Annotated in this window: 26 protein-coding genes and 2 pseudogenes; 17 read left to right on the top strand and 11 right to left on the bottom strand. The window is 50.2% G+C overall.

The window, feature by feature from the left end; genetic code table 11:
* Positions 1 to 63: 63 nt before the first annotated feature.
* From AC4OVU_RS00605 to AC4OVU_RS00595, 3 genes and pseudogenes are all read left to right on the top strand, one after another.
* Positions 64 to 324: pseudogene (locus AC4OVU_RS00605) on the top strand (IS1 family transposase); the annotation flags it as partial.
* Between the two features lie 72 nt (positions 325 to 396).
* Complete coding sequence (locus AC4OVU_RS00600; RefSeq protein ID WP_491928588.1) at positions 397 to 1083, top strand: site-specific integrase; 687 nt, start codon at positions 397 to 399, stop codon at positions 1081 to 1083.
* 270 nt (positions 1084 to 1353) lie between these two features.
* Positions 1354 to 2334: an IS5-like element IS5 family transposase gene (locus AC4OVU_RS00595; RefSeq protein ID WP_213060656.1), complete on the top strand. Its 981-nt coding sequence runs from the start codon at positions 1354 to 1356 to the stop codon at positions 2332 to 2334.
* Between the two features lie 37 nt (positions 2335 to 2371).
* Here AC4OVU_RS00595 and AC4OVU_RS00590 read toward each other — a convergent pair whose 3' ends face one another.
* The 3 genes from AC4OVU_RS00590 to AC4OVU_RS00580 all read right to left on the bottom strand — a co-directional run bounded on the left by AC4OVU_RS00590 (position 2372) and on the right by AC4OVU_RS00580 (position 3231).
* Positions 2372 to 2563 (bottom strand): hypothetical protein, encoded by a 192-nt coding sequence (locus AC4OVU_RS00590; protein WP_162543439.1) that lies wholly within the window; start codon positions 2561 to 2563, stop codon positions 2372 to 2374.
* 145 nt (positions 2564 to 2708) lie between these two features.
* Positions 2709 to 2990 carry a type II toxin-antitoxin system RelE family toxin gene (locus tag AC4OVU_RS00585; protein ID WP_000220560.1) on the bottom strand — a complete coding sequence of 94 codons (282 nt, stop codon included), beginning with the start codon at positions 2988 to 2990 and terminating at the stop codon, positions 2709 to 2711.
* Complete coding sequence (locus AC4OVU_RS00580; RefSeq protein ID WP_000121743.1) at positions 2980 to 3231, bottom strand: type II toxin-antitoxin system Phd/YefM family antitoxin; 252 nt, start codon at positions 3229 to 3231, stop codon at positions 2980 to 2982. Before AC4OVU_RS00580 ends, AC4OVU_RS00585 begins: the two co-directional genes overlap by 11 nt.
* Positions 3232 to 4379: 1148 nt before the next feature.
* Here AC4OVU_RS00580 and AC4OVU_RS00575 point away from each other — a divergent pair.
* From AC4OVU_RS00575 to AC4OVU_RS00560, 4 genes are all read left to right on the top strand, one after another.
* Positions 4380 to 5207 (top strand): replication initiation protein, encoded by an 828-nt coding sequence (locus tag AC4OVU_RS00575; protein WP_097502836.1) that lies wholly within the window; start codon positions 4380 to 4382, stop codon positions 5205 to 5207.
* Between the two features lie 45 nt (positions 5208 to 5252).
* Entirely contained in the window at positions 5253 to 6233 is a 981-nt protein-coding gene (locus tag AC4OVU_RS00570) for an IS5-like element IS5 family transposase (protein ID WP_000019403.1), read from the top strand.
* Between the two features lie 320 nt (positions 6234 to 6553).
* Positions 6554 to 6865 carry a type II toxin-antitoxin system HigB family toxin gene (locus tag AC4OVU_RS00565; RefSeq protein ID WP_045898923.1) on the top strand — a complete coding sequence of 104 codons (312 nt, stop codon included), beginning with the start codon at positions 6554 to 6556 and terminating at the stop codon, positions 6863 to 6865.
* Positions 6862 to 7281 (top strand): helix-turn-helix domain-containing protein, encoded by a 420-nt coding sequence (locus tag AC4OVU_RS00560; RefSeq protein ID WP_045898925.1) that lies wholly within the window; start codon positions 6862 to 6864, stop codon positions 7279 to 7281. The genes AC4OVU_RS00565 and AC4OVU_RS00560 overlap by 4 nt, the downstream gene beginning before the upstream one ends.
* Positions 7282 to 7284: 3 nt before the next feature.
* Here the strand turns inward: AC4OVU_RS00560 and AC4OVU_RS00555 are convergent, their stop codons facing one another.
* Positions 7285 to 7488 (bottom strand): hypothetical protein, encoded by a 204-nt coding sequence (locus tag AC4OVU_RS00555; RefSeq protein ID WP_045898927.1) that lies wholly within the window; start codon positions 7486 to 7488, stop codon positions 7285 to 7287.
* Positions 7489 to 7564: 76 nt separating this feature from the next.
* On the opposite strand from AC4OVU_RS00555, the gene AC4OVU_RS00550 reads away from it, so the two are divergent.
* The 8 genes from AC4OVU_RS00550 (at position 7565) to umuC (ending at position 14590) form a co-directional block, all read left to right on the top strand.
* Positions 7565 to 8262 (top strand): IS1 family transposase gene (locus AC4OVU_RS00550; RefSeq protein WP_223367350.1). Its coding sequence is split into 2 segments (ribosomal slippage): positions 7565 to 7814 and positions 7814 to 8262, totalling 699 coding nucleotides; the frame shifts between segments, so codons are not numbered across the junction.
* Between the two features lie 203 nt (positions 8263 to 8465).
* The gene (gene wecA / locus AC4OVU_RS00545) at positions 8466 to 9536 is read left to right on the top strand and encodes a UDP-N-acetylglucosamine--undecaprenyl-phosphate N-acetylglucosaminephosphotransferase (RefSeq protein WP_258754313.1); all 1071 of its coding nucleotides are present in this window, start codon (positions 8466 to 8468) and stop codon (positions 9534 to 9536) included.
* A 131-nt stretch (positions 9537 to 9667) separates the two neighbouring features.
* Positions 9668 to 10365, top strand: a protein-coding gene (locus tag AC4OVU_RS00540) for an IS1 family transposase (protein WP_151884388.1) whose coding sequence is annotated in 2 segments (ribosomal slippage) — positions 9668 to 9917 and positions 9917 to 10365 — 699 coding nt in all. Because the reading frame shifts where the segments join, the coding sequence is not laid out codon by codon here.
* Position 10366: 1 nt separating this feature from the next.
* Positions 10367 to 10825, top strand: a complete 459-nt coding sequence (locus AC4OVU_RS00535) for a type IV secretion system DNA-binding domain-containing protein (protein WP_244730093.1) — start codon at positions 10367 to 10369, stop codon at positions 10823 to 10825.
* 44 nt (positions 10826 to 10869) lie between these two features.
* Positions 10870 to 12098 (top strand): IS3-like element ISEc36 family transposase gene (locus AC4OVU_RS00530; protein ID WP_174218646.1). Its coding sequence is split into 2 segments (ribosomal slippage): positions 10870 to 11185 and positions 11185 to 12098, totalling 1230 coding nucleotides; the frame shifts between segments, so codons are not numbered across the junction.
* Between the two features lie 396 nt (positions 12099 to 12494).
* A complete protein-coding gene (locus AC4OVU_RS00525) occupies positions 12495 to 12809 on the top strand; it encodes a replication-associated protein RepA4 (protein WP_490792895.1) in 315 nt (104 codons plus the stop codon).
* Between the two features lie 90 nt (positions 12810 to 12899).
* Positions 12900 to 13325: a translesion error-prone DNA polymerase V autoproteolytic subunit gene (gene umuD / locus AC4OVU_RS00520; protein WP_045325066.1), complete on the top strand. Its 426-nt coding sequence runs from the start codon at positions 12900 to 12902 to the stop codon at positions 13323 to 13325.
* Positions 13325 to 14590 (top strand): translesion error-prone DNA polymerase V subunit UmuC, encoded by a 1266-nt coding sequence (umuC, locus tag AC4OVU_RS00515; protein WP_491928573.1) that lies wholly within the window; start codon positions 13325 to 13327, stop codon positions 14588 to 14590. The genes umuD and umuC overlap by 1 nt, the downstream gene beginning before the upstream one ends.
* Positions 14591 to 14736: 146 nt before the next feature.
* Here the strand turns inward: umuC and AC4OVU_RS00510 are convergent, their stop codons facing one another.
* Together AC4OVU_RS00510 and AC4OVU_RS00505 are read right to left on the bottom strand one after the other, a co-directional pair.
* Complete coding sequence (locus AC4OVU_RS00510) at positions 14737 to 15018, bottom strand: helix-turn-helix domain-containing protein (RefSeq protein WP_000780222.1); 282 nt, start codon at positions 15016 to 15018, stop codon at positions 14737 to 14739.
* A complete protein-coding gene (locus AC4OVU_RS00505) occupies positions 14999 to 15328 on the bottom strand; it encodes a type II toxin-antitoxin system RelE/ParE family toxin (protein ID WP_024250311.1) in 330 nt (109 codons plus the stop codon). The genes AC4OVU_RS00510 and AC4OVU_RS00505 overlap by 20 nt, the downstream gene beginning before the upstream one ends.
* Before the next feature lie 148 nt (positions 15329 to 15476).
* Between AC4OVU_RS00505 and AC4OVU_RS00500 the strand changes: the two are divergent.
* Positions 15477 to 16394 (top strand): annotated as a pseudogene (locus AC4OVU_RS00500) (IS5-like element ISKpn26 family transposase); the annotation flags it as partial.
* 34 nt (positions 16395 to 16428) lie between these two features.
* Here the strand turns inward: AC4OVU_RS00500 and AC4OVU_RS00495 are convergent.
* The 5 genes from AC4OVU_RS00495 to AC4OVU_RS00475 all read right to left on the bottom strand — a co-directional run bounded on the left by AC4OVU_RS00495 (position 16429) and on the right by AC4OVU_RS00475 (position 20654).
* Positions 16429 to 17133 (bottom strand): IS6-like element IS26 family transposase, encoded by a 705-nt coding sequence (locus AC4OVU_RS00495; protein ID WP_001067855.1) that lies wholly within the window; start codon positions 17131 to 17133, stop codon positions 16429 to 16431.
* A 110-nt stretch (positions 17134 to 17243) separates the two neighbouring features.
* Positions 17244 to 18353 carry an S-(hydroxymethyl)glutathione dehydrogenase gene (gene frmA / locus AC4OVU_RS00490; RefSeq protein ID WP_017384070.1) on the bottom strand — a complete coding sequence of 370 codons (1110 nt, stop codon included), beginning with the start codon at positions 18351 to 18353 and terminating at the stop codon, positions 17244 to 17246.
* Positions 18354 to 18387: 34 nt separating this feature from the next.
* Positions 18388 to 18663, bottom strand: coding sequence for a formaldehyde-responsive transcriptional repressor FrmR (gene frmR / locus AC4OVU_RS00485; RefSeq protein WP_017384071.1), 276 nt, complete (start codon positions 18661 to 18663; stop codon positions 18388 to 18390).
* Positions 18664 to 18776: 113 nt separating this feature from the next.
* Positions 18777 to 19474 (bottom strand): IS1 family transposase gene (locus AC4OVU_RS00480; protein WP_223195083.1). Its coding sequence is split into 2 segments (ribosomal slippage): positions 18777 to 19225 and positions 19225 to 19474, totalling 699 coding nucleotides; the frame shifts between segments, so codons are not numbered across the junction.
* A gap of 610 nt (positions 19475 to 20084) precedes the next feature.
* The gene (locus tag AC4OVU_RS00475) at positions 20085 to 20654 is read right to left on the bottom strand and encodes a recombinase family protein (RefSeq protein ID WP_001749988.1); all 570 of its coding nucleotides are present in this window, start codon (positions 20652 to 20654) and stop codon (positions 20085 to 20087) included.
* A 245-nt stretch (positions 20655 to 20899) separates the two neighbouring features.
* Here AC4OVU_RS00475 and AC4OVU_RS00470 point away from each other — a divergent pair, with 245 nt between their 5' ends.
* Entirely contained in the window at positions 20900 to 22108 is a 1209-nt protein-coding gene (locus AC4OVU_RS00470) for a type II restriction endonuclease (protein ID WP_000110241.1), read from the top strand.
* The last annotated feature ends 19 nt before the right edge of the window (positions 22109 to 22127 follow it).

The raw sequence follows: 22127 nt of genomic DNA, 5'->3' as shown, positions 1-22127 counted from the left end.
ATATATTCAAGCCTATCTCTTATCTGGAGATACAGCTACTGTCCGGTGTTTCAGGGGGCTACATCACTGGAGCGTCTTCCGGGCCTGCTGTCGGCCTTTGAGGTCGTGGTATGGATGACGGATGACTGGCCGCTGTATGAATCACGCCTGAAGGGAAAGCTGCACGTTATCAGCAAGCGTTACACTCAGCGCATTGAGCGACATAACCTGAATCTGAGACAACATCTGGCAAGGCTTGGACGGAAGTCACTGTCGTTCTCAAAATCGGTGGAGCTGCATGACAAGGTCATCGGGCATTATCTGAACATAAAACACTATCAATAATTTTGAGTCATTACCCAGCCCGTTCATCTGCCGGTGGCCATTGATTATCCGGCCGCGCTGGTCCTGCGTCAGATGGCGCTGGTGCAGGATGAACTGCCGAAATACCTGCTGGCCCCGGAAGTGAGTGCCCTGCTCCACTATGTGCCGGACCTGCACCGTAAAATGCTGCTGGCGACGTTGTGGAACACCGGGGCACGCATCAACGAAGCCCTGGCCCTGACAAGGGGGGATTTTTCGCTCGCGCCGCCTTATCCGTTTGTGCAACTGGCCACCCTGAAACAGCGCACGGAGAAAGCAGCCAGAACGGCAGGCCGTGCCCCTGCAGGCAGTCAGGCGCATCGCCTGGTACCGCTTTCTGATCAGCAGTATGTCAGCCAGCTGGATATGATGGTTGCCACGCTGAAGATCCCGCTTGAGCGGAAGAATAAACGCACCGGCAGAACGGAGAAGGCCCGCATCTGGGAGATCACCGACCGGACGGTCCGGACCTGGCTGAATGAAGCGGTTGAAATCGCTGCGGTCGACGGCGTGATGTTCTCCGTGCCGGTGACACCGCATACGTTCCGTCACAGCTACGCCATGCATATGCTGTACGCCGGTATCCCGCTGAAGGTGCTGCAGAGCCTGATGGGCCACAAGTCAGTCAGTTCGACAGAGGTGTACACGAAGGTGTTTGCACTGGACGTGGCGGCGCGGCACCGGGTGCAGTTTCAGATGCCGGAGACGGATGCGGTGGCCATGCTGAAAGGGTCAGTGTGAGTCCTTTGATAACGGCCTGACGCGCCCGGCGGGCTTGCCCAACCCGTCGTCTGCTCAAAAACAAGTTTTGAGCAGACATCAGGTTGCAAAGGTAAAGCGATGTGGCTCACCAGCGGTGACTGTGACCGGAATGCCCATCCCCTCACCATTCCTGGTCAGGGCGTGAAAATTCTGACTGGTGTCTGATTTTTACTGACGCTAAGGAAGGTGCGAACAAGTCCCTGATATGAGATCATGTTTGTCATCTGGAGCCATGGAACAGGGTTCATCATGAGTCATCAACTTACCTTCGCCGACAGTGAATTCAGCAGTAAGCGCCGTCAGACCAGAAAAGAGATTTTCTTGTCCCGCATGGAGCAGATTCTGCCATGGCAAAACATGGTGGAAGTCATCGAGCCGTTTTACCCCAAGGCTGGTAATGGCCGGCGACCTTATCCGCTGGAAACCATGCTACGCATTCACTGCATGCAGCATTGGTACAACCTGAGCGATGGCGCGATGGAAGATGCTCTGTACGAAATCACCTCCATGCGTCTGTTTGCCCGGTTATCCCTGGATAGCGCCCTGCCGGACCGCACCACCATCATGAATTTCCGCCACCTGCTCGAGCAGCATCAACTGGCCCGTCAATTGTTCAAGACCATCAATCGCTGGCTGGCCGAAGCAGGCGTCATGATGACCCAAGGCACTTTGGTGGATGCCACCATCATTGAGGCACCCAGCTCTACCAAGAACAAAGAGCAGCAACGCGATCCGGAGATGCATCAGACCAAGAAAGGCAATCAGTGGCACTTTGGCATGAAGGCCCACATTGGTGTCGATGCCAAGAGTGGCCTGACCCACAGCCTGGTCACCACCGCGGCCAACGAGCATGACCTCAATCAGCTGGGTAATCTGCTGCATGGAGAGGAGCAATTTGTCTCAGCCGATGCCGGCTACCAAGGGGCGCCACAGCGCGAGGAGCTGGCCGAGGTGGATGTGGACTGGCTGATCGCCGAGCGCCCCGGCAAGGTAAGAACCTTGAAACAGCATCCACGCAAGAACAAAACGGCCATCAACATCGAATACATGAAAGCCAGCATCCGGGCCAGGGTGGAGCACCCATTTCGCATCATCAAGCGACAGTTCGGCTTCGTGAAAGCCAGATACAAGGGGTTGCTGAAAAACGATAACCAACTGGCGATGTTATTCACGCTGGCCAACCTGTTTCGGGCGGACCAAATGATACGTCAGTGGGAGAGATCTCACTAAAAACTGGGGATAACGCCTTAAATGGCGAAGAAACGGTCTAAATAGGCTGATTCAAGGCATTTACGGGAGAAAAAATCGGCTCAAACATGAAGAAATGAAATGACTGAGTCAGCCGAGAAGAATTTCCCCGCTTATTCGCACCTTCCTTAGCACCAGTCATAACAATAAAACGATTACCACCAAGTTGACGTAAAATCTCTGTGGCTACAGATTTAGCGTAGTTTTGCATTTTTAACCTCCCGCCCACTTTGGGCTCTGGATGAAAGAGAACCTGTTTCCCTTTCTTGTGTTTTACTATGCCTGCATTTGCAGGTATTGCAAATTTTTAATGCTCTCGTTCAGACTGTAAACAGTCAATCATTTGATGATTAATCTTAGCGCAAATCTGCGATCTGATAGACTTCGCTGCTTTCCCTTCTTCCAACGGCAATAACGAGTAAAACGACTTTCTCATCAATGACTTGATATACAAGTCTGTAGCCAGATGCACGAAGTTTGATTTTATAGCGATCAGCATGACCATGTAACCGGGCTGCGGGTACGCGTGGATTTTCCAGCCGTTCTGCCAGTTTCTTTTTGAATTGTTCACGGATGGTGTGGCCGAGTTTCTGCCATTCCTTCAGTGCTCTGCGGTCAAAAGCCAGTTCATAGGTCATCCAGGTTAACCTTCACAATTTCCGGGTTTTTCATGCGCTCATCAGCAACAGCGTTTAACTCAGCATCTTCAGCGAGTTCCCGATAGTAGGCGTAAAGTTTTGGTGGAACGCAATAGAACGCCGGTTCGTTTCGGTTCAGGATCGCAACAGCGTCCCCTTCACCTTCAGCTACGGTTCCCATAGGATTTTTTTTCAGGTCAGTAATACTGGCCGCTGTGGTTGTCAGAATTTGATAGCTCATAAGCCCTCCGCTTGTCTCATTGGCATAATAGCATCTTTAAAAGCACTCTTAAAAGTGCTTATGTTGAGAAAAACATCAGAACAGGTGAGATATGGCTCTTTCCGACATCGTCTTAAAACGCTCTGTAACGCGTTCTGAGCGTTTTTTCCCGTTTCGTTGTAGTCGGCTACGGTTTAACGGTTTTTAACGCTGCTCAACGCTTTTTAGCGGCCTTGTTGCTGTGATCTGTTGCCATGATCCGGACAGGAGTTCAATTTTGATCAAAATTTCCTCAAGGCAACGACTGTTTTGTAAATACCCTCTAAAACGCGCTATATCGCATTCTGAGTGATTTTTTCGATTTCGCATGGTTTTTAACCATGGTTGTATCGAACGAAGCGGCAGAAAGCGATTCAGGGCTTCTCAGTGAAAGATCCAAAAAGGATCAATCAACGGATTGTATGATCTGAACTCTTCTGGTTTTGAGAAAGGAGACACCGCTCGCCGCAGCCGAACGACCGAGCGTAGCGAGTTAGTGAGCGAGGAAGCGGAATAGCACAGGGATTACATCAGGCACTTACGCACAGTGGTTAAAAAGCGAGCATGTTGTTTTTATGTGTGGTTGTCCTGGTTCAGCGTGATCTGTCCTCCGGGTTTACGCAAAGTTATCCACAGGCACTGTGAATTTTTTGTTTTGAGCAGAGTTATCCACAGATTTTTTGTGTTTTTTTGCTTATTAAACTTCTTGTTTTTAAGATCTTAAATGTAGATCGGTAGATCTACTTTAAGATCTTTAACTTATTATGCAAACATTGCGCCAAGTTTTTTATCAATAATTTCATTAAGATAGGTGTTGTTTTTTGTCGCCTCAAAATGAAAGGTGGATGGGTACGCACTGAAAGGTGGATGGGTACGCATTTTTCTGTTTTTATTCAGATATTCGTATCTTTGTATCTTCATTTCTTTAGTTCTTTATAGTGCTCTAATTTAACGTATGACGTTAAAAGGTGGATGCCTGCGCATTTCTATCATATTGAATATAAATGATAAAAATTCTTTCATGTGATCCGAGTTTTGGTGGAAATCTATAAGGTGGATAAACCACTTTACACATTTCCGCTTTTGTGGTTATGATTTCACCATCAGAACTTAAAAAACACAGGTAATGTATGAACTTACTGAGCGTTACAAAGAAAACAAAAATTCGCCACAGAAATGAAATTAACAGCACATTCTCATCGTTGCCTTTGTCTGCCAGAAGAATTTTGTTTATGGCTATGGCGCAGATTGATTCATGTGAAGAGTTATCTGAGGGAGCAACCTTTCGTATTACGGCTCGGGAATATGCATTTATCGCTGATATTGATGTAACAGGTGCTTACCGGCAGTTAAAAGAGGGGGCAGAAGAACTTCAGGCCAGTGTTATTCGCATTCCGCGAAATCAACTTCTCACAGCTCAGGGCAATCAAAGCTCTGGACATACGAAGAAGAGAGGTAAATTACCTTCTGATGCAGTCAGGCTTATGAACTTGACTGCGTTTTGTGATTATGTTGAAAGTGAAGGATATATTGATATTGCTTTTTCACATGTCATTGAGCCATATATCACGATGTTAAAGGATTCTTACACTACTCAGGTTTTGATATCGTCTGTAAGACTCGCTGATCAAAATTCAAATATGCTTTATCAGTTTATCAGGAAACAATACAGCAGTGGTAAAAAGACATTTTTCGACATTGAAGTAGATGTATTAAAGGATGAACTTGAATTATTCAGAATAGATAATGGCGAAAAAGTTTATCTTTATCAAAATTTTAAGGACTTTAATAAAGTTTTTCTGCAAAAAAACATTGAAAAAATAAATCAATATACAGAGATTAATCATCTCGAAGTTAAAATCGTTGAGAGAGTCGCAAGAAGAGCATCAAAGCTAAGGTTTTCTTATAAAATAGATAAAGAAAGTGAAGGCCTAGGGAAGGTGCGAACAAGTCCCTGATATGAGATCATGTTTGTCATCTGGAACCATGGAACAGGGTTCATTATGAGTCATCAACTTACCTTCGCCGACAGTGAATTCAGCAGTAAGCGCCGTCAGACCAGAAAAGAGATTTTCTTGTCCCGCATGGAGCAGATTCTGCCATGGCAAAACATGGTGGAAGTCATCGAGCCGTTTTACCCCAAGGCTGGTAATGGCCGGCGACCTTATCCGCTGGAAACCATGCTACGCATTCACTGCATGCAGCATTGGTACAACCTGAGCGATGGCGCGATGGAAGATGCTCTGTACGAAATCGCCTCCATGCGTCTGTTTGCCCGGTTATCCCTGGATAGCGCCTTGCCTGACCGCACCACCATCATGAATTTCCGCCACCTGCTGGAGCAGCATCAACTGGCCCGCCAATTGTTCAAGACCATCAATCGCTGGCTGGCCGAAGCAGGCGTCATGATGACTCAAGGCACCTTGGTCGATGCCACCATCATTGAGGCACCCAGCTCGACCAAGAACAAAGAGCAGCAACGCGATCCGGAGATGCATCAGACCAAGAAAGGCAATCAGTGGCACTTTGGCATGAAGGCCCACATTGGTGTCGATGCCAAGAGTGGCCTGACCCACAGCCTGGTCACCACCGCGGCCAACGAGCATGACCTCAATCAGCTGGGTAATCTGCTGCATGGAGAGGAGCAATTTGTCTCAGCCGATGCCGGCTACCAAGGGGCGCCACAGCGCGAGGAGCTGGCCGAGGTGGATGTGGACTGGCTGATCGCCGAGCGCCCCGGCAAGGTAAGAACCTTGAAACAGCATCCACGCAAGAACAAAACGGCCATCAACATCGAATACATGAAAGCCAGCATCCGTGCCAGGGTGGAGCACCCATTTCGCATCATCAAGCGACAGTTCGGCTTCGTGAAAGCCAGATACAAGGGGTTGCTGAAAAACGATAACCAACTGGCGATGTTATTCACGCTGGCCAACCTGTTTCGGGCGGACCAAATGATACGTCAGTGGGAGAGATCTCACTAAAAACTGGGGATAACGCCTTAAATGGCGAAGAAACGGTCTAAATAGGCTGATTCAAGGCATTTACGGGAGAAAAAATCGGCTCAAACATGAAGAAATGAAATGACTGAGTCAGCCGAGAAGAATTTCCCCGCTTATTCGCACCTTCCCTAACGGTCGAGGTCCGCATGAAGACGAGACTTCCGGCGCTGTAAATCAGCTCTCTGCGCTCAGGAAAAGACATAGCCGCTATGTAGGGGAAAGCGCCATTGTTCACATATTGTAAACGGGTATGGGCGGTGCTATCATGTTCACATAATGTAAACGGATGGAACGACCGCAAGATGCACGTAATTTCAAAAGAGCCTTTTGAGGAAGCGGCAAAGCAATATCCCAACGATTCGTTAGCCGTTCGGGCGCTGTACCGCTTAGTCCGCGAGACGGACTTTTCTTCTCCAGCTGAGATGCGAACGCTGATACCGAGCCTGGACAATTTTAAGTATCGTAATAAGTGGTGGGTGTTGGATGTAGGGGGCAACAACTTGAGGGTTATCGCCTATATCAATTTCGTGAATAAACGCTTCTATGTGAAGCACATCGCCACCCACGCTGATTACGACAAGTTGACCCGCTATTACAGGGAGAACAAAGAATGATTACCGACACTGCAAAAGCCATTGAAGCAACCAAACAACTCGTAGCTGCTGTTCCCTTCCTGGGGGGCAGTTCGTCCGAGAGCGATTACCTCGAAGCGATAGAGTTGGTGGACTATCTGATCGAAAACGACGACGAGAACCCGCTTATTGACTTCCTGGCGAGTAAAATTGCTGACTATGAGGATAACAGCCCTCGTTTCGCTGAATTCAACAAGGCTATCGCTGAAATGCCAGTCGGCGTTGCCCTTCTGCGCACCCTGATTGACCAGTACAGGCTGTCTTATTCTGACCTTAAGGAGGAGATCGGCTCTAAATCGCTGGTTAGCCAGATTCTCTCTGGTCAGCGGTCACTGACAATCATGCACATTAAGGCGCTGTCTGCTCGTTTTGGTGTCAAACCAGAGTGGTTCCTTTGACTGTCACGTAGTCCATAAACATTTTCTCTGCTGCTCTGGTGATTTTCCTGCAATCGCCAGAGCGTCAATAAACGGCTGCTTTTCCAACGCGAACTGATCAGCCAACTGCTCCAGTCCCTTGTTTTTCTCTTCCTCTTTCTGTAACGCTGCCTCTTTCTTGGCGGCACGCTTCTTCTGGTTATCAGAGAATTTTCTGGCTTTAGTCAACTGGGGTCCGCTTGGAAAACGGGTGATGCTGCCAACTTACTGATTTAGTGTATGATGGTGTTTTTGAGGTGCTCCAGTGGCTTCTGTTTCTATCAGCTGTCCCTCCTGTTCAGCTACTGACGGGGTGGTGCGTAACGGCAAAAGCACTGCCGGACATCAGCGCTATCTCTGCTCTCACTGCCGTAAAACATGGCAACTGCAGTTCACTTACACCGCTTCTCAACCCGGTACGCACCAGAAAATCATTGATATGGCCATGAATGGTGTTGGATGCCGGGCAACCGCCCGCATTATGGGCGTTGGCCTCAACACGATTTTCCGCCATTTAAAAAACTCAGGCCGCAGTCGGTAACCTCACGCATACAGCCGGGCAGTGATGTGATTGTCTGCGCTGAAATGGACGAACAGTGGGGCTACGTCGGTGCTAAATCACGTCAGCGCTGGCTGTTTTACGCGTATGACAGGATACGGAGGACGGTTGTGGCGCACGTATTCGGTGAACGCACTCTGGCCACACTGGAGCGTCTTCTGAGCCTGCTGTCGGCCTTTGAGGTCGTGGTATGGATGACGGATGGCTGGCCGCTGTATGAATCCCGCCTGAAGGGAAAGCTGCACGTTATCAGCAAGCGTTACACTCAGCGCATTGAGCGACATAACCTGAATCTGAGACAACATCTGGCACGGCTGGGACGGAAGTCGCTGTCGTTCTCAAAATCGGTGGAGCTGCATGACAAAGTCATCGGGCATTATCTGAACATAAAACACTATCAATAAGTTAGAGTCATTACCAAACAAAAACTACAAAATCAACAAGATAGAATAACGCTAAAAGCCCCCCGAGAAAAAACCGCAACAGCAAATCATGATCAGCAAAGAAATCGAAATGAGCAAAACGAAATCATCTACTTTCACTAGAGTAAAGACTGAACTAAAATCTCTCCTTATAATAATTTTAGATATGGACGTTAGTGGCTAACATGATTTTTGAGCTTGCTTTTCTGTTTTTCTCTTCATTCACTACCTTGTTTTTAATGAGAAAAGTCGCAAAACGCATTGGTTTGGTTGACAAACCCAATGCAAGAAAACTACACGAGGGAGCGATTCCTCTTGTCGGCGGAATTTCTATCACATTGGTGTTAGCTCAATTTCTTATTTATAAACCTGATCTAATCAAGCACAGCGGGTTATTTATTATTTCAATTATGGTGCTGACTTTAATTGGCGCTCTTGATGATAAATTTGACCTAAGCGTTCGCGTGCGTATTGGGGTGCAAACGGTTCTCTCTTTAGTCATGATGCATATTGGCGGGCTAAAGCTTCACCACATTGGTAATATTTTAGGCTTTGGTGATATTTATCTAGGCTGGATAGGAAGCGTCATTACCATTATGGCAGTGATTGGAGCAATTAATGCCTTCAATATGGTGGATGGGATTGACGGCCTGTTAGGCGGGCTTTCGATTGTGACTTTTGGTGCATTAGCCTTCTTATTGAAAGTAGACAGCCAACATGGGTTGGCTTATCTATGCGTGGTGATTATTGTGGCGATGCTACCTTATATTTGTATGAACCTCGGCATATTAGGACGTAAACGTAAAGTCTTTATGGGTGATGCGGGAAGCATGATGATAGGCTTTACTGTGATTTGGATGCTATTAGGCGTCAGCCAAGTTGATGCAAAACCACTCATGCGACCAGTTACGGCTTTATGGCTTATCGCGGTACCGCTCATGGACATGACTGCAATTATGATCCGTCGCATACGACGCGGAGACTCACCATTTAAACCAGACAGAGAACATTTGCATCATATTTGTCAGCGTTTAGGCCTTAGCTCTCGACAAACACTAGTAGCCATTTGCTCTGTTGCCATTCTGTTCGCCAGTTTTGGTATTTACGGTGAAGCGGTTAATTTAAGTGAAGCTGTCATGTTTTATAGCTTTATCGGCAGCTTTTTTATTTACTCACTACTATTAAGCTATATTTGGCGTATCACAAGCTTTATCAGAAGTAGAATGAGTAAATCATCTTCTGAAAAAATCATCTGATGGTTTATGCTTGTTAGCCATATTATTATATCGTACGAGTTAAATGATTGTTTATCCGAAAAAACACGTACTCTCGGGTGATGCTGCCAACTTACTGATTTAGTGTATGATGGTGTTTTTGAGGTGCTCCAGTGGCTTCTGTTTCTATCAGCTGTCCCTCCTGTTCAGCTACTGACGGGGTGGTGCGTAACGGCAAAAGCACTGCCGGACATCAGCGCTATCTCTGCTCTCACTGCCGTAAAACATGGCAACTGCAGTTCACTTACACCGCTTCTCAACCCGGTACGCACCAGAAAATCATTGATATGGCCATGAATGGCGTTGGATGCCGGGCAACCGCCCGCATTATGGGCGTTGGCCTCAACACGATTTTCCGCCATTTAAAAAACTCAGGCCGCAGTCGGTAACCTCACGCATACAGCCGGGCAGTGATGTGATTGTCTGCGCTGAAATGGACGAACAGTGGGGCTACGTCGGTGCTAAATCACGTCAGCGCTGGCTGTTTTACGCGTATGACAGGCTCCGGAAGACGGTTGTGGCGCACGTATTCGGTGAACGCACTCTGGCCACACTGGAGCGTCTTCTGAGCCTGCTGTCGGCCTTTGAGGTCGTGGTATGGATGACGGATGGCTGGCCGCTGTATGAATCCCGCCTGAAGGGAAAGCTGCACGTAATCAGCAAGCGTTACACTCAGCGCATTGAGCGGCATAACCTGAATCTGAGACAACATCTGGCACGGCTGGGACGGAAGTCACTGTCGTTCTCAAAATCGGTGGAGCTGCATGACAAGGTCATCGGGCATTATCTGAACATAAAACACTATCAGTAAGTTGGAGTCATTACCCGATGCACTGACTAAAGGGCGTAAAAGCGGTCTGTGTGTTTATGCTGGCTATCAAACCTATTCTCAGCTGGTTAAGGTTTATGGTCGGGATATGGCTCAGACCATTCTGGCTAACATGCGTTCTAACATCGTGCTGGGCGGCAGCCGTCTCGGTGATGAAACGTTGGATCAAATGTCGCGCTCACTCGGTGAGATAGAAGGCGAAGTTGAGCGTAAAGAATCCGATCCTCAGAAGCCCTGGATTGTCCGTAAACGCCGCGACGTTAAAGTTGTTCGTGCCGTAACGCCTACCGAAATATCTATGTTGCCAAACCTCACCGGCTATCTGGCGTTGCCTGGTGATATGCCCGTCGCTAAGTTCAAGGCTAAACACGTTAAATACCATCGCAAAAACCCTGTAGACTGGCCCCATGAATCTCCAGACAGTTGGTATCACTTAAGTTAGTGATAGTCTTAATACTAGTTTTTAGACTAGTCACTGGAGTCCGAATGATTGATGTTTTAGGTCCAGAGAAGCGCAGACGGCGAAGTGTTCAGGAAAAAATCACCATTGTTCAGCAGAGTTTTGAGCCCGGAATGACCGTGTCGCTGGTCGCTCGTCAGCATGGCGTTGCTGCCAGTCAGCTGTTCCTGTGGCGTAAGCAGTATCAGGAAGGCAGCCTTACAGCCGTTGCCGCAGGAGAACAGGTTGTGCCCGCGTCGGAGCTGGCATCTGCGATGAAGCAAATTAAAGAGCTGCAACGCCTGTTGGGCAAGAAAACCATGGAAAACGAGCTGCTAAAAGAAGCCGTTGAATATGGCCGACAAAAAAAGTGGATAGCGCACGTGCCCTTGTTGCCGGAGGATGGCTAATAAGCCTTGTCAGTCGTTGCCTCCGGGTCTCACGTGCGCAACTGCATGCCATGGCCCGTCGGTCGAAGGACTGGCAGGATCGTCGGTGCAAGCGCAAGCCTGATGATACTGACGCGCTGGCCCGTATCCATACCGTTATCGGTGATCTGCCCACCTATGGTTATCGTCGGGTATGGGCACTGCTGCGCAGACAATCAGAAACTGACGACATGGCGGTGATCAATGCCAAACGTGTATACCGCATCATGCGTCAGAATGCGCTGCTGCTTGAGCGTAAACCGGAAATACCGCCATCGAAGCGGGCGCATACAGGGAAAGTGGCCGTTGGAGAAAGTAACCAGCGGTGGTGCTCTGACGGCTTCGAGTTCAGCTGTGATAACGGTGAAAAACTGCGGGTCACGTTCGCTCTGGACTGTTGCGATCGCGAGGCACTTTACTGGGCGGCCAGTAACGGTGGATATGACAGTGAAACCGTGCAGGACGTCATGCTGGGTGCCGTGGAGCGTCGCTTCGGTAACAGCCTGCCGACATCCCCAGTTGAGTGGCTGACAGACAACGGTTCAGCCTACCGTTCTTATCAGACGCGTCAGTTCGCCAGAATGGTAGGACTGGAGCCTGAACATACGGCGGTACGTAGCCCGGAAAGCAACGGGATGGCAGAGAGCTTCGTGAAAACGATGAAGCGCGATTACATAAGTATCATGCCGAAACCCGACGGGTTAACAGCGGTAAAGAACCTTGCGGAGGCCTTCGAACATTACAACGAATGGCATCCGCATAGTGCACTGGGGTATCGTTCGCCACGGGAATATCTGCGGCGGCGAACCAGTAATGGGTTAAGTGATAAAAAGTGTATGGAAATATAGGGGCCAATCCACCCTGTTCCTGGCATTGAACTGAGGGAAATATGAAGAAAAACCAACCGACATTACTAACTGAAGGTTGTATCTAACTCTGGGGGCAGGTCAGGCTCTGTGAATAACTCAATGAGGCCTTCGCTTACAGCGGCCGCACGCGTCCGCGTCGCTCAGATAAAAGTAGCTCCCATCGCTTCGCGACGGGCCCCGACCGGAGAACTACATTAGTTACAGCATTCAAAAGGCAAATCATCATAAAACCAGCGCCGGTTTGCCGGCCAGGTGCCCCTCCCCACCACTGAAAAGCGCCGCCGCCCCCGGCCGAAGGCCGGGAGTGATGTCGCTTTTAATGATGGATGTTGTAACTAGAAATTTTCATTGCTGTGAGTGATGTCGCGATAGGCTCTGGAGTACACGCTCGTAAGCGGCCCTAACGGCCCGCTTACGCGGAGATACGCCACGACTGCGGCTTCGCCGCGCCGTGACCACTCCGACCGCGCACAAGAACGCCTGAGCCGCTTTAAAGAAGTTTGGCTTATCAGGGTAAGGGATGGGATAGGCAGAACCTATCAAAACAGCAACCGGCTTCGCCGGGCTACGGCGCCACTCACCAACAGAGCTATATTTAACTCCTGCTGGCGCCTCCATGCCGCAAAGCGGCATTCAGAAGACTGCCTGCGCACTGCTCGCCAGTCAGGGGTAGATGGCCCGGTCAAGTAAGCCGTGTGACAACGTACCTTAGCCCCACCTTTCCCCTTCGATAAAACTGTATATACTGTTTATATGCACAGTAAAAGGAGGGCGTATGACATGCTTACTATCATCGAGCCCCGACCCGACACGTTGTTGCCGGGCCGGCCGATCTATACAGAACGCATTCCTGCAGGTTTTCCATCTCCTGCAGCTGGATATGAAAAGCAGGATCTGAACCTGCATGAATATTGCGTCAGACATCCATCAGCAACCTATTTTCTGCGTGTGGAAGGCAACAGCATGGAAGACGCCCGGATTCACGATGGCGACGTGCTGGTTGTCGATCGCGCCCTGGAGCCTGAGCACGGCAGTATTGTGATTGCCGCCGTGGACAATGAATTTACCGTGAAGCGACTGCTGCTGCATCCCCGCCCTTGCCTGATGCCAATGAATCCTGCCTACAGCCCGCTCTATTTCGATCCTGACAGTGACACAGTGCAGCTGTGGGGCGTTGTCAGCCATTCTGTGATGAGACATCTTTAGTGTTTGCCCTCATTGATGTAAACGGCATGTATGCCGCCTGTGAGAGTGCCTTCCGGCCTGACCTGGCCAGCCGAGCGGTATGTTGCCTCAGCAACAACGACGGGGCGATTGTGGCCCGGAACCGGCTGGCAAAACTGGCAGGACTGAAAATGGGGGAACCCTATTTCAAAGCGAGGCCGCTTATTGAAGCGCATAACGTGGCCGTATTCAGTTCAAACTACACCCTGTATGCCTCCATGTCAGCGCGTTTTGCGGCAGTAGTGGAATCGCTGTCTTCCCGTGTGGAGCAGTATTCCATTGACGAACTCTTTGTGGACTGTCGTGGGATGGAAACGGCAATGAACCTGGAGGCATTCGGGCATCAGCTGCGGCGTGAAATGCAACGCCATACGACACTGACCTGTGGAGTGGGCGTCAGTTTTACAAAAACGCTGGCAAAACTGTGTAATCACGCCGCCAAAACCTGGCCAGCCACCGGGGGCGTGGTTGCCCTGACTGACGAGCGCAGACTGCATAAACTGATGGCCATTCTGCCTGCGGCCGAAGTCTGGGGAGTGGGAAGACGCATATCAGCGCGGCTTGAAACGATGGGGATCAGAACGGCGCTGGATCTGATGCGGGCTGATACCCGGTTTATCCGGAGTCATTTCAGTGTGACGCTGGAAAGAACGGTGCGGGAGCTGCGTGGCGAAATCTGCTTTGGCCTCGATGAAAACCCGGCAACCAAACAGCAAATTGTCGTCTCTAGGTCATTTGGGACGCGTGTAACCAGCCTGCAGGAAATGCAGATGGCCATCACCGGCTTTGCCGCGCGGGCAGGAGAAAAGCTGCGTCAGGAAAAGCAACACTGCAGGGCGATCAATGTCTTTATCCGAACCAGTCCGTTTTCACCCCGGGATGCGCCCTATGCCAGCCAAGCGACGGAGGCGCTACTGGTAGCCACTCAGGACAGCCGGGACATCATTGCCGCCGCCCAGCGTGCGCTTACGCGCATCTGGCGTGACGGCTACCGGTACGCAAAGGCTGGTATCATGCTGGCCGATTTTTCTGGCCGCGAGGCGCAACTTAATCTGTTTGATGAATGTGCCCCCCGCCCGGACAGCGAAGCCCTGATGAATGCCGTCGATCGGATTAACCGCGCCGGTAAGGGCCGCATTTTTTTTGCCGGCCAGGGTATCGATGTGGAGTTCGCGATGCGCAGGGAAATGCTGAGTCCGGAATACACGACAGACTGGAACGCCTTACCGCGTGCTTTCATGAGATAAGCGAAATCTGGATTTTATAGATATAAAATCATATGGTTACATTATTAACGTATGGTTCCTCTCCATTGGGCTTCAGACCTCCTGTACCGCGTTTTCCTGTTGAGACAACCCCTACCCGGCGAAAACTAAAACCGGGTAGGATGTCATCAGTACAGGGCAATGACAGGTTTTTTGATGCCGCAGGCGTGAGCGTAGCGGGTCAGAGTGTCGATGCTGGCTTTGGTGATGTTGTTTTCCAGGCGGGAAATAACCGGAGGTGTAACCCCCATGCGTTCAGCAACCTGCGCTTTTGTCAGGTTGTCATGTTTACGCCATTCCGCAAGCAGCTCTCTGAGCTTCTCCTTGCGTTCTTCTTCCTGCCATGCAGCGCGATATTCGTCGTCCTGCATCCACTCGTTATGCAGTTCTTTATGGCTTACCAGTTTCATTAAGTACCTCCGCTAACCGCTTTTTGGCGAGATCGATTTCTTTCGCTGGCGTTTTCTGTGACTTCTTGATGAAAACCCGGAGCATGATGATGGTATTGCCTTTGTGGTATACCCAGATGCCCCTGGCTATGTCCGTCCCCATCGTGCGGATCTCAAAAAGTCCATCGCCCAGGGGTTTCGTGTCCGGCTCCCGCAGTAATCGGGCATCATACTCCAGTTTGCCGATGAGACGGTCAAACTTCACCCTGATTTTTACGGGTAATGCTGTGGCTTCTTCCCTGGCGTCCGGGTGATAAACAACGCTAAACATGTGACCTCCCATTTCCTTTAATGTTAACCTATAGGCTAATATCAGGCAAGGTGAAAATTAACCTGTAAGCTAATTTTTAGGGAAGGTGCGAACAAGTTCCTGATATGAGATCATCATATTCATCCGGAGCGCATCCCAGAGGGACATCATGAGCCATCAACTCACCTTCGCCGATAGTGAATTCAGCACTAAGCGCCGTCAGACCCGAAAAGAGATTTTCCTCTCCCGCATGGAGCAGATTCTGCCATGGCAGAATATGACCGCTGTCATCGAGCCGTTTTATCCCAAGGCGGGCAATGGCCGACGGCCCTATCCGCTGGAGACCATGCTGCGTATTCACTGCATGCAGCATTGGTACAACCTGAGCGACGGTGCCATGGAAGATGCCCTGTACGAAATCGCCTCCATGCGCCTGTTTGCCCGATTATCCCTGGATAGCGCCCTGCCGGATCGCACCACCATCATGAATTTCCGCCACCTGCTCGAGCAGCATCAACTGGCCCGTCAATTGTTCAAGACCATCAATCGCTGGCTGGCCGAAGCAGGCGTCATGATGACCCAAGGCACTTTGGTGGATGCCACCATCATTGAGGCACCCAGCTCTACCAGGAACAAAGAGCAGCAACGCGATCCGGAGATGCATCAGACCAAGAAAGGCAATCAGTGGCACTTTGGCATGAAGGCCCACATTGGTGTCGATGCCAAGAGTGGCCTGACCCACAGCCTGGTCACCACCGCGGCCAACGAGCATGACCTCAATCAGCTGGGTAATCTGCTTCATGGAGAGGAGCAATTTGTCTCAGCCGATGCCGGCTACCAAGGAGCGCCACAGCGCGAGGAGCTGGCCGAGGTGGATGTGGACTGGCTGATCGCCGAGCGTCCCGGCAAGGTAAAAACCTTGAAGCAGAATCCGCGCAAGAACAAAACGGCCATCAACATCGAATACATGAAAGCCAGCATCCGTGCCAGGGTGGAGCACCCGTTTCGCATCATCAAGCGGCAGTTCGGCTTCGTGAAAGCCAGATACAAGGGGCTGCTGAAAAACGATGGCACTGTTGCAAAGTTAGCGATGAGGCAGCCTTTTGTCTTATTCAAAGGCCTTACATTTCAAAAACTCTGCTTACCAGGCGCATTTCGCCCAGGGGATCACCATAATAAAATGCTGAGGCCTGGCCTTTGCGTAGTGCACGCATCACCTCAATACCTTTGATGGTGGCGTAAGCCGTCTTCATGGATTTAAATCCCAGCGTGGCGCCGATTATCCGTTTCAGTTTGCCATGATCGCATTCAATCACGTTGTTCCGGTACTTAATCTGTCGGTGTTCAACGTCAGACGGGCACCGGCCTTCGCGTTTGAGCAGAGCAAGCGCGCGACCATAGGCGGGCGCTTTATCCGTGTTGATGAATCGCGGGATCTGCCACTTCTTCACGTTGTTGAGGATTTTACCCAGAAACCGGTATGCAGCTTTGCTGTTACGACGGGAGGAGAGATAAAAATCGACAGTGCGGCCCCGGCTGTCGACGGCCCGGTACAGATACGCCCAGCGGCCATTGACCTTCACGTAGGTTTCATCCATGTGCCACGGGCAAAGATCGGAAGGGTTACGCCAGTACCAGCGCAGCCGTTTTTCCATTTCAGGCGCATAACGCTGAACCCAGCGGTAAATCGTGGAGTGATCGACATTCACTCCGCGTTCAGCCAGCATCTCCTGCAGCTCACGGTAACTGATGCCGTATTTGCAGTACCAGCGTACGGCCCACAGAATGATGTCACGCTGAAAATGCCGGCCTTTGAATGGGTTCATGTGCAGCTCCATCAGCAAAAGGGGATGATAAGTTTATCACCACCGACTATTTGCAACAGTGCCTCATTTTCCACTTCCTTCAGTTTGAGTTGATTAAAATTCTGATGGGATCAGTAATGAATCACTGTCCGGATAGATTTGCCTTCATGCATAAGCTCGAAGGCGTCATTGATTTCATCCAGTGTCATCGTATGGGTTACAAATGGCTCAAGGTCAATATCCCCCTTCATGGCATCCTCGACCATACCGGGGAGCTGAGTGCGGCCTTTTACTCCGCCAAACGCGGAACCTTTCCATACGCGCCCGGTGACCAGCTGGAAAGGACGGGTGGAAATCTCCTGTCCGGCCCCTGCGACACCAATGACAACGGACTGCCCCCACCCACGGTGAGCACTTTCCAGCGCTGCACGCATGACGTTAACGTTACCGATACATTCAAAGGTATGGTCAATACCCCACTTGTTGATATCCAGCAGAACATCTTTAATCGGTTTGTCATAATCATTCGGGTTAATGCAGTCAGTGGCCCCGAACTGACGGGCCAGGTCAAATTTTGTCGGATTAGTATCGATAGCGATAATACGTCCCGCTTTTGCCTGACGGGCCCCCTGTACCGCAGCCAGACCAATTGCCCCCAGACCAAAAATGGCAACTGAATCGCCCGGCTGCACTTTAGCCGTGTTATGGACGGCGCCAATACCGGTAGTCACGCCACAACCCAACAGGCAGACGTGTTCATGGTTCGCCTCCGGGTTAATTTTTGCCAGAGAAACCTCGGCCACAACGGTGTATTCACTGAATGTGGAACATCCCATGTAGTGGTAAAGAGGCTGACCGTTGTATGAAAAGCGAGTGGTCCCGTCAGGCATCAGTCCTTTGCCCTGAGTCTCGCGAACCGATACACAGAGGTTCGTTTTACCGGACTGGCAGAATTCACACTCCCCGCATTCAGCGGTGTAGAGCGGAATAACATGGTCACCCGGCTTCACACTGGTGACGCCTTCACCAACTTCAACGACGATACCGGCTCCCTCGTGGCCGAGAACCACCGGGAAAACGCCCTCAGGGTCATTCCCTGAGAGGGTAAAGGCATCGGTATGGCAGACACCTGTGTGGGTGTTTTTAATCAGCACCTCGCCTTTTTTAGGCGGAGCAACATCAATTTCAACAATCTCCAGGGGCTTCCCTGGTGCAAATGCAACAGCGGCACGTGATTTCATACGTAATATATCCTCAATGTAATAATGGCCTCACCTATTTAAGATAGGCACGAACCAGCTCAATCGTATCGTCAACTGATTTACTGACTTCATGACTGTAGCTGTCATTCTGGTCAAAGGTTTCCCGTATGTGGCTCTCCAGCACCTCTGCCATCAGTCCGTTAGCGGCGCCCCGGACGGCGGCGATTTGCTGGAGAACGGAACGGCATTCAGCGCCACTTTCAAGTGCTCTTTCCAGAGCATCAATCTGACCCCGGATACGGCGAACCCGGGTTAGGACCTTTTTTTTCTCTTCAGGAGTACTGGGCATTGCTTACCTCACTGCTCTGTATTTCTTATACTATAGGGGAGTATTACATTAAGATCAACACATACCCCACTATAGTATAATAAATATATCAGAGCACCGGTAATGACTCCAACTTACTGATAGTGTTTTATGTTCAGATAATGCCCGATGACTTTGTCATGCAGCTCCACCGATTTTGAGAACGACAGTGACTTCCTGCCCAGCCTTGCCAGATGCTGCCTCAGATTCAGGTTATGCCGCTCAATGCGCTGCGTATATCGCTTGCTGATAACGTGCAGTTCTCCCTTCAGGCGTGATTCATAAAGCGGCCAGCCATCCGTCATCCATACCACGACCTCAAAGGCCGACAGCAGGCCCAGAAGACGCTCCAGCGTGACCAACGTGCGTTCACCGAATACGTGCGCCACAACCGTCCTCCGTATCCTGTCATACGCGTAAAACAACCAGCGCTGGCGTGATTTAGCGCCGACGTAACCCCACTGTTCGTCCATTTCCGCGCAAACAATGACGTCACTGCCCGGTTGTATGCGTGAGTTTACCGACTGCGGCCTGAGTTTTTTAAGTGTCGTAAAATCGTGTTGAGGCCAACGCCCATAATGCGTGCACTGGCGCGACATCCGACGCCATTCATGGCCATATCAATAATTTTCTGGTGTGTACCGGGCTGAGAGACGGTGTAAGTGAACTGTAGCTGCCATGTTTTACGGCAGTGAGAGCAGAGATAGCGCTGATGTCCGGCAGTACTTTTACCGTTACGCACCACGCCTTCAGTAGCTGAACAGGAGGGACAGCTGATAGAAACAGAAGCCACTGGAGCACCTCAAAAACACCATCATACACTAAATCAGTAAGTTGGCACCATTACCCGAATTACCAGCGTCTGCTCTTGGCACACAGCAGCCGTTAAGATGTAAGGCCTTACGCCAACTAAATCTAATGGGACAGATTTAGTTGGTGATGGTCAAGTAATCTGCAAACGGTCACCAAGTAAAATGCAAATGGGTAGTCAAGTCCGATGCAATTACGCAGCCCGGCAAGGTGGGCCGATTCCCATATCGACATGTATGTAGCTTGTGTTATCCGTGGATTGTGCAGCTCAGCGGGTCGCTGGTCGTATGGCGTAGTGTCCCCCGTAACCGGCCGCGTGCGGCCGCTAACGCGCAGTACGGCGCCGCGACCCGAAGGCGGGCCGCCGTTCCCGCGCGCAGGCGCGCGGCGCCCACTGCGCACCACCGTGGGGGACGTGCGGCAGCTGCGTGGCGGCGGGCTGGGTTATGGCTTTGCAGGGAGGGGCTGGGCCGGGCGATACGGTCAGCGTTGCGGTTTCCGGCGATTTGCGGCCGGTGCCCGTTTAAGTCCGGCGTGGTCGCCTTCCATGCCCTGACGGGCATAAGAAAATAAAACCGCCATGCTGCGGTCATTCATGATTTTGTGGTGTAGCGATAAATAGTCATGCGAGAAACGTTGAAGCGCTTAGCAACTGCACCAACTGTCATTTCAGGATCAGCAAGTAAGATTCTAATTTGTTTAACATCTTCTTCAGAAAGTGACGGTTTTCTCCCTCCCACACGGCCCCTTGCGCGTGCAGCTGCAAGGCCTGAGCGCGTTCTTTCAATATTGCGGTTGCGTTCAAAGCTAGAGAATATCGCCATCAGATGAGTATAGATTTCCCCTATAACTGGCGCATTTGTGTCTATTCTGTCCTTGATGGCTATGAAAGTTATTCCGCGTTTCTTCAGGTCGTCGAGTAAAGTAATGACTTGACCCAATGAACCGCCGAGCCGATCTAGTGCCCAAACTACTAGGGTATCTCCCTCGCGCAATGCTTTCAGGCAGTTCTCCAGTTCCGGCGCACCTTTTTTGTCGCGCTTGGGGCCGCTACGTGAGGTCTGATCCTGATAGATTTGCTCACATCCAGCTTTTGTTAGTTCGTCAACCTGGTGCGCCACATCCTGAAGATGCGTAGATTTACGTGCATAGCCGATTTTCATTCTTTTCTCGCTAATTAGTTATGGGGTTATTGTTATGTTGATACAGTAACGAGTTTTGTTACATGAGGGGAGTCATTTTTCGGGAGAAGTCAGGACTTTTCAAGACTGTCACAAAAACCATCGTTTTTGATACATTAATTTAACCAATAGGTTGCAGATCAAATCGTCTGTAACAGCCTTTCTGGCTGTTTGTATATAATCATGAAAAAATGGTGAGTAGAGTTTCAGGGTAACAGGGGATGCTTATGTCGGTTTTCCACAACTGGCTACTTGAGATCGCATGTGAGAATTACTTCGTCTACATCAAACGCCTTTCCGCCAACGATACCGGCGCAACAGGTGGTCACCAGGTAGGGCTTTATATCCCTTCAGGTATCGTTGAAAAACTCTTTCCGTCTATCAACCATACCCGTGAACTGAACCCTTCGGTTTTTCTCACCGCACATGTGTCATCGCATGATTGCCCTGACAGCGAAGCCCGGGCAATTTATTATAACAGCCGTCATTTTGGTAAAACCCGGAATGAAAAAAGGATTACCCGCTGGGGTAGAGGCAGCCCACTTCAGAATCCTGAAAATACAGGGGCTCTGACGCTCCTGGCTTTCAAGCTTGATGAGCAAGGGGGGGACTGTAAGGAAGTAAATATTTGGGTATGCGCCAGCACTGATGAAGAGGACGTCATTGAGACCGCTATTGGTGAAGTTATACCCGGAGCGCTTATATCCGGCCCCGCAGGACAGATTCTAGGCGGACTATCTCTACAGCAAGCGCCAGTAAATCATAAATATATTCTACCTGAAGACTGGCACCTGCGCTTTCCGTCGGGAAGTGAAATTATTCAGTATGCAGCCAGCCATTATGTGAAAAATTCCCTTGATCCGGATGAGCAACTTCTTGACCGCCGGCGCGTGGAGTACGACATATTTCTATTGGTTGAGGAACTGCATGTTCTGGATATCATCCGGAAAGGATTTGGCTCTGTGGATGAATTTATTGCGCTGGCCAATTCTGTCAGCAATCGCCGTAAATCCAGAGCCGGGAAGTCGCTGGAACTGCACCTGGAGCATCTATTCATTGAGCACGGCCTGCGACACTTTGCGACGCAGGCCATCACAGAAGGTAATAAAAAACCCGATTTCCTTTTCCCTTCCGCAGGGGCTTACCACGATACTGAGTTTCCCGTAGAAAATCTGCGCATGCTGGCAGTCAAGACTACCTGTAAGGATCGCTGGCGTCAGATACTGAATGAGGCCGATAAAATTCATCAGGTGCATCTGTTTACACTCCAAGAGGGAGTTTCTCTGGCTCAATATCGGGAGATGCGGGAGTCGGGTGTCAGATTGGTCGTGCCATCATCGCTGCACAAAAAATACCCGGAGGCGGTGAGAGCTGAGCTAATGACGCTAGGTGCGTTTATTGCTGAGCTGACAGGGCTTTACGCAGATATTCCATAGATTATCTCCCGGCATAAAT

The organism is Enterobacter sp. 6722112, from assembly GCF_058661685.1.
This window is presented reverse-complemented; position numbering and strand designations above follow the sequence as displayed.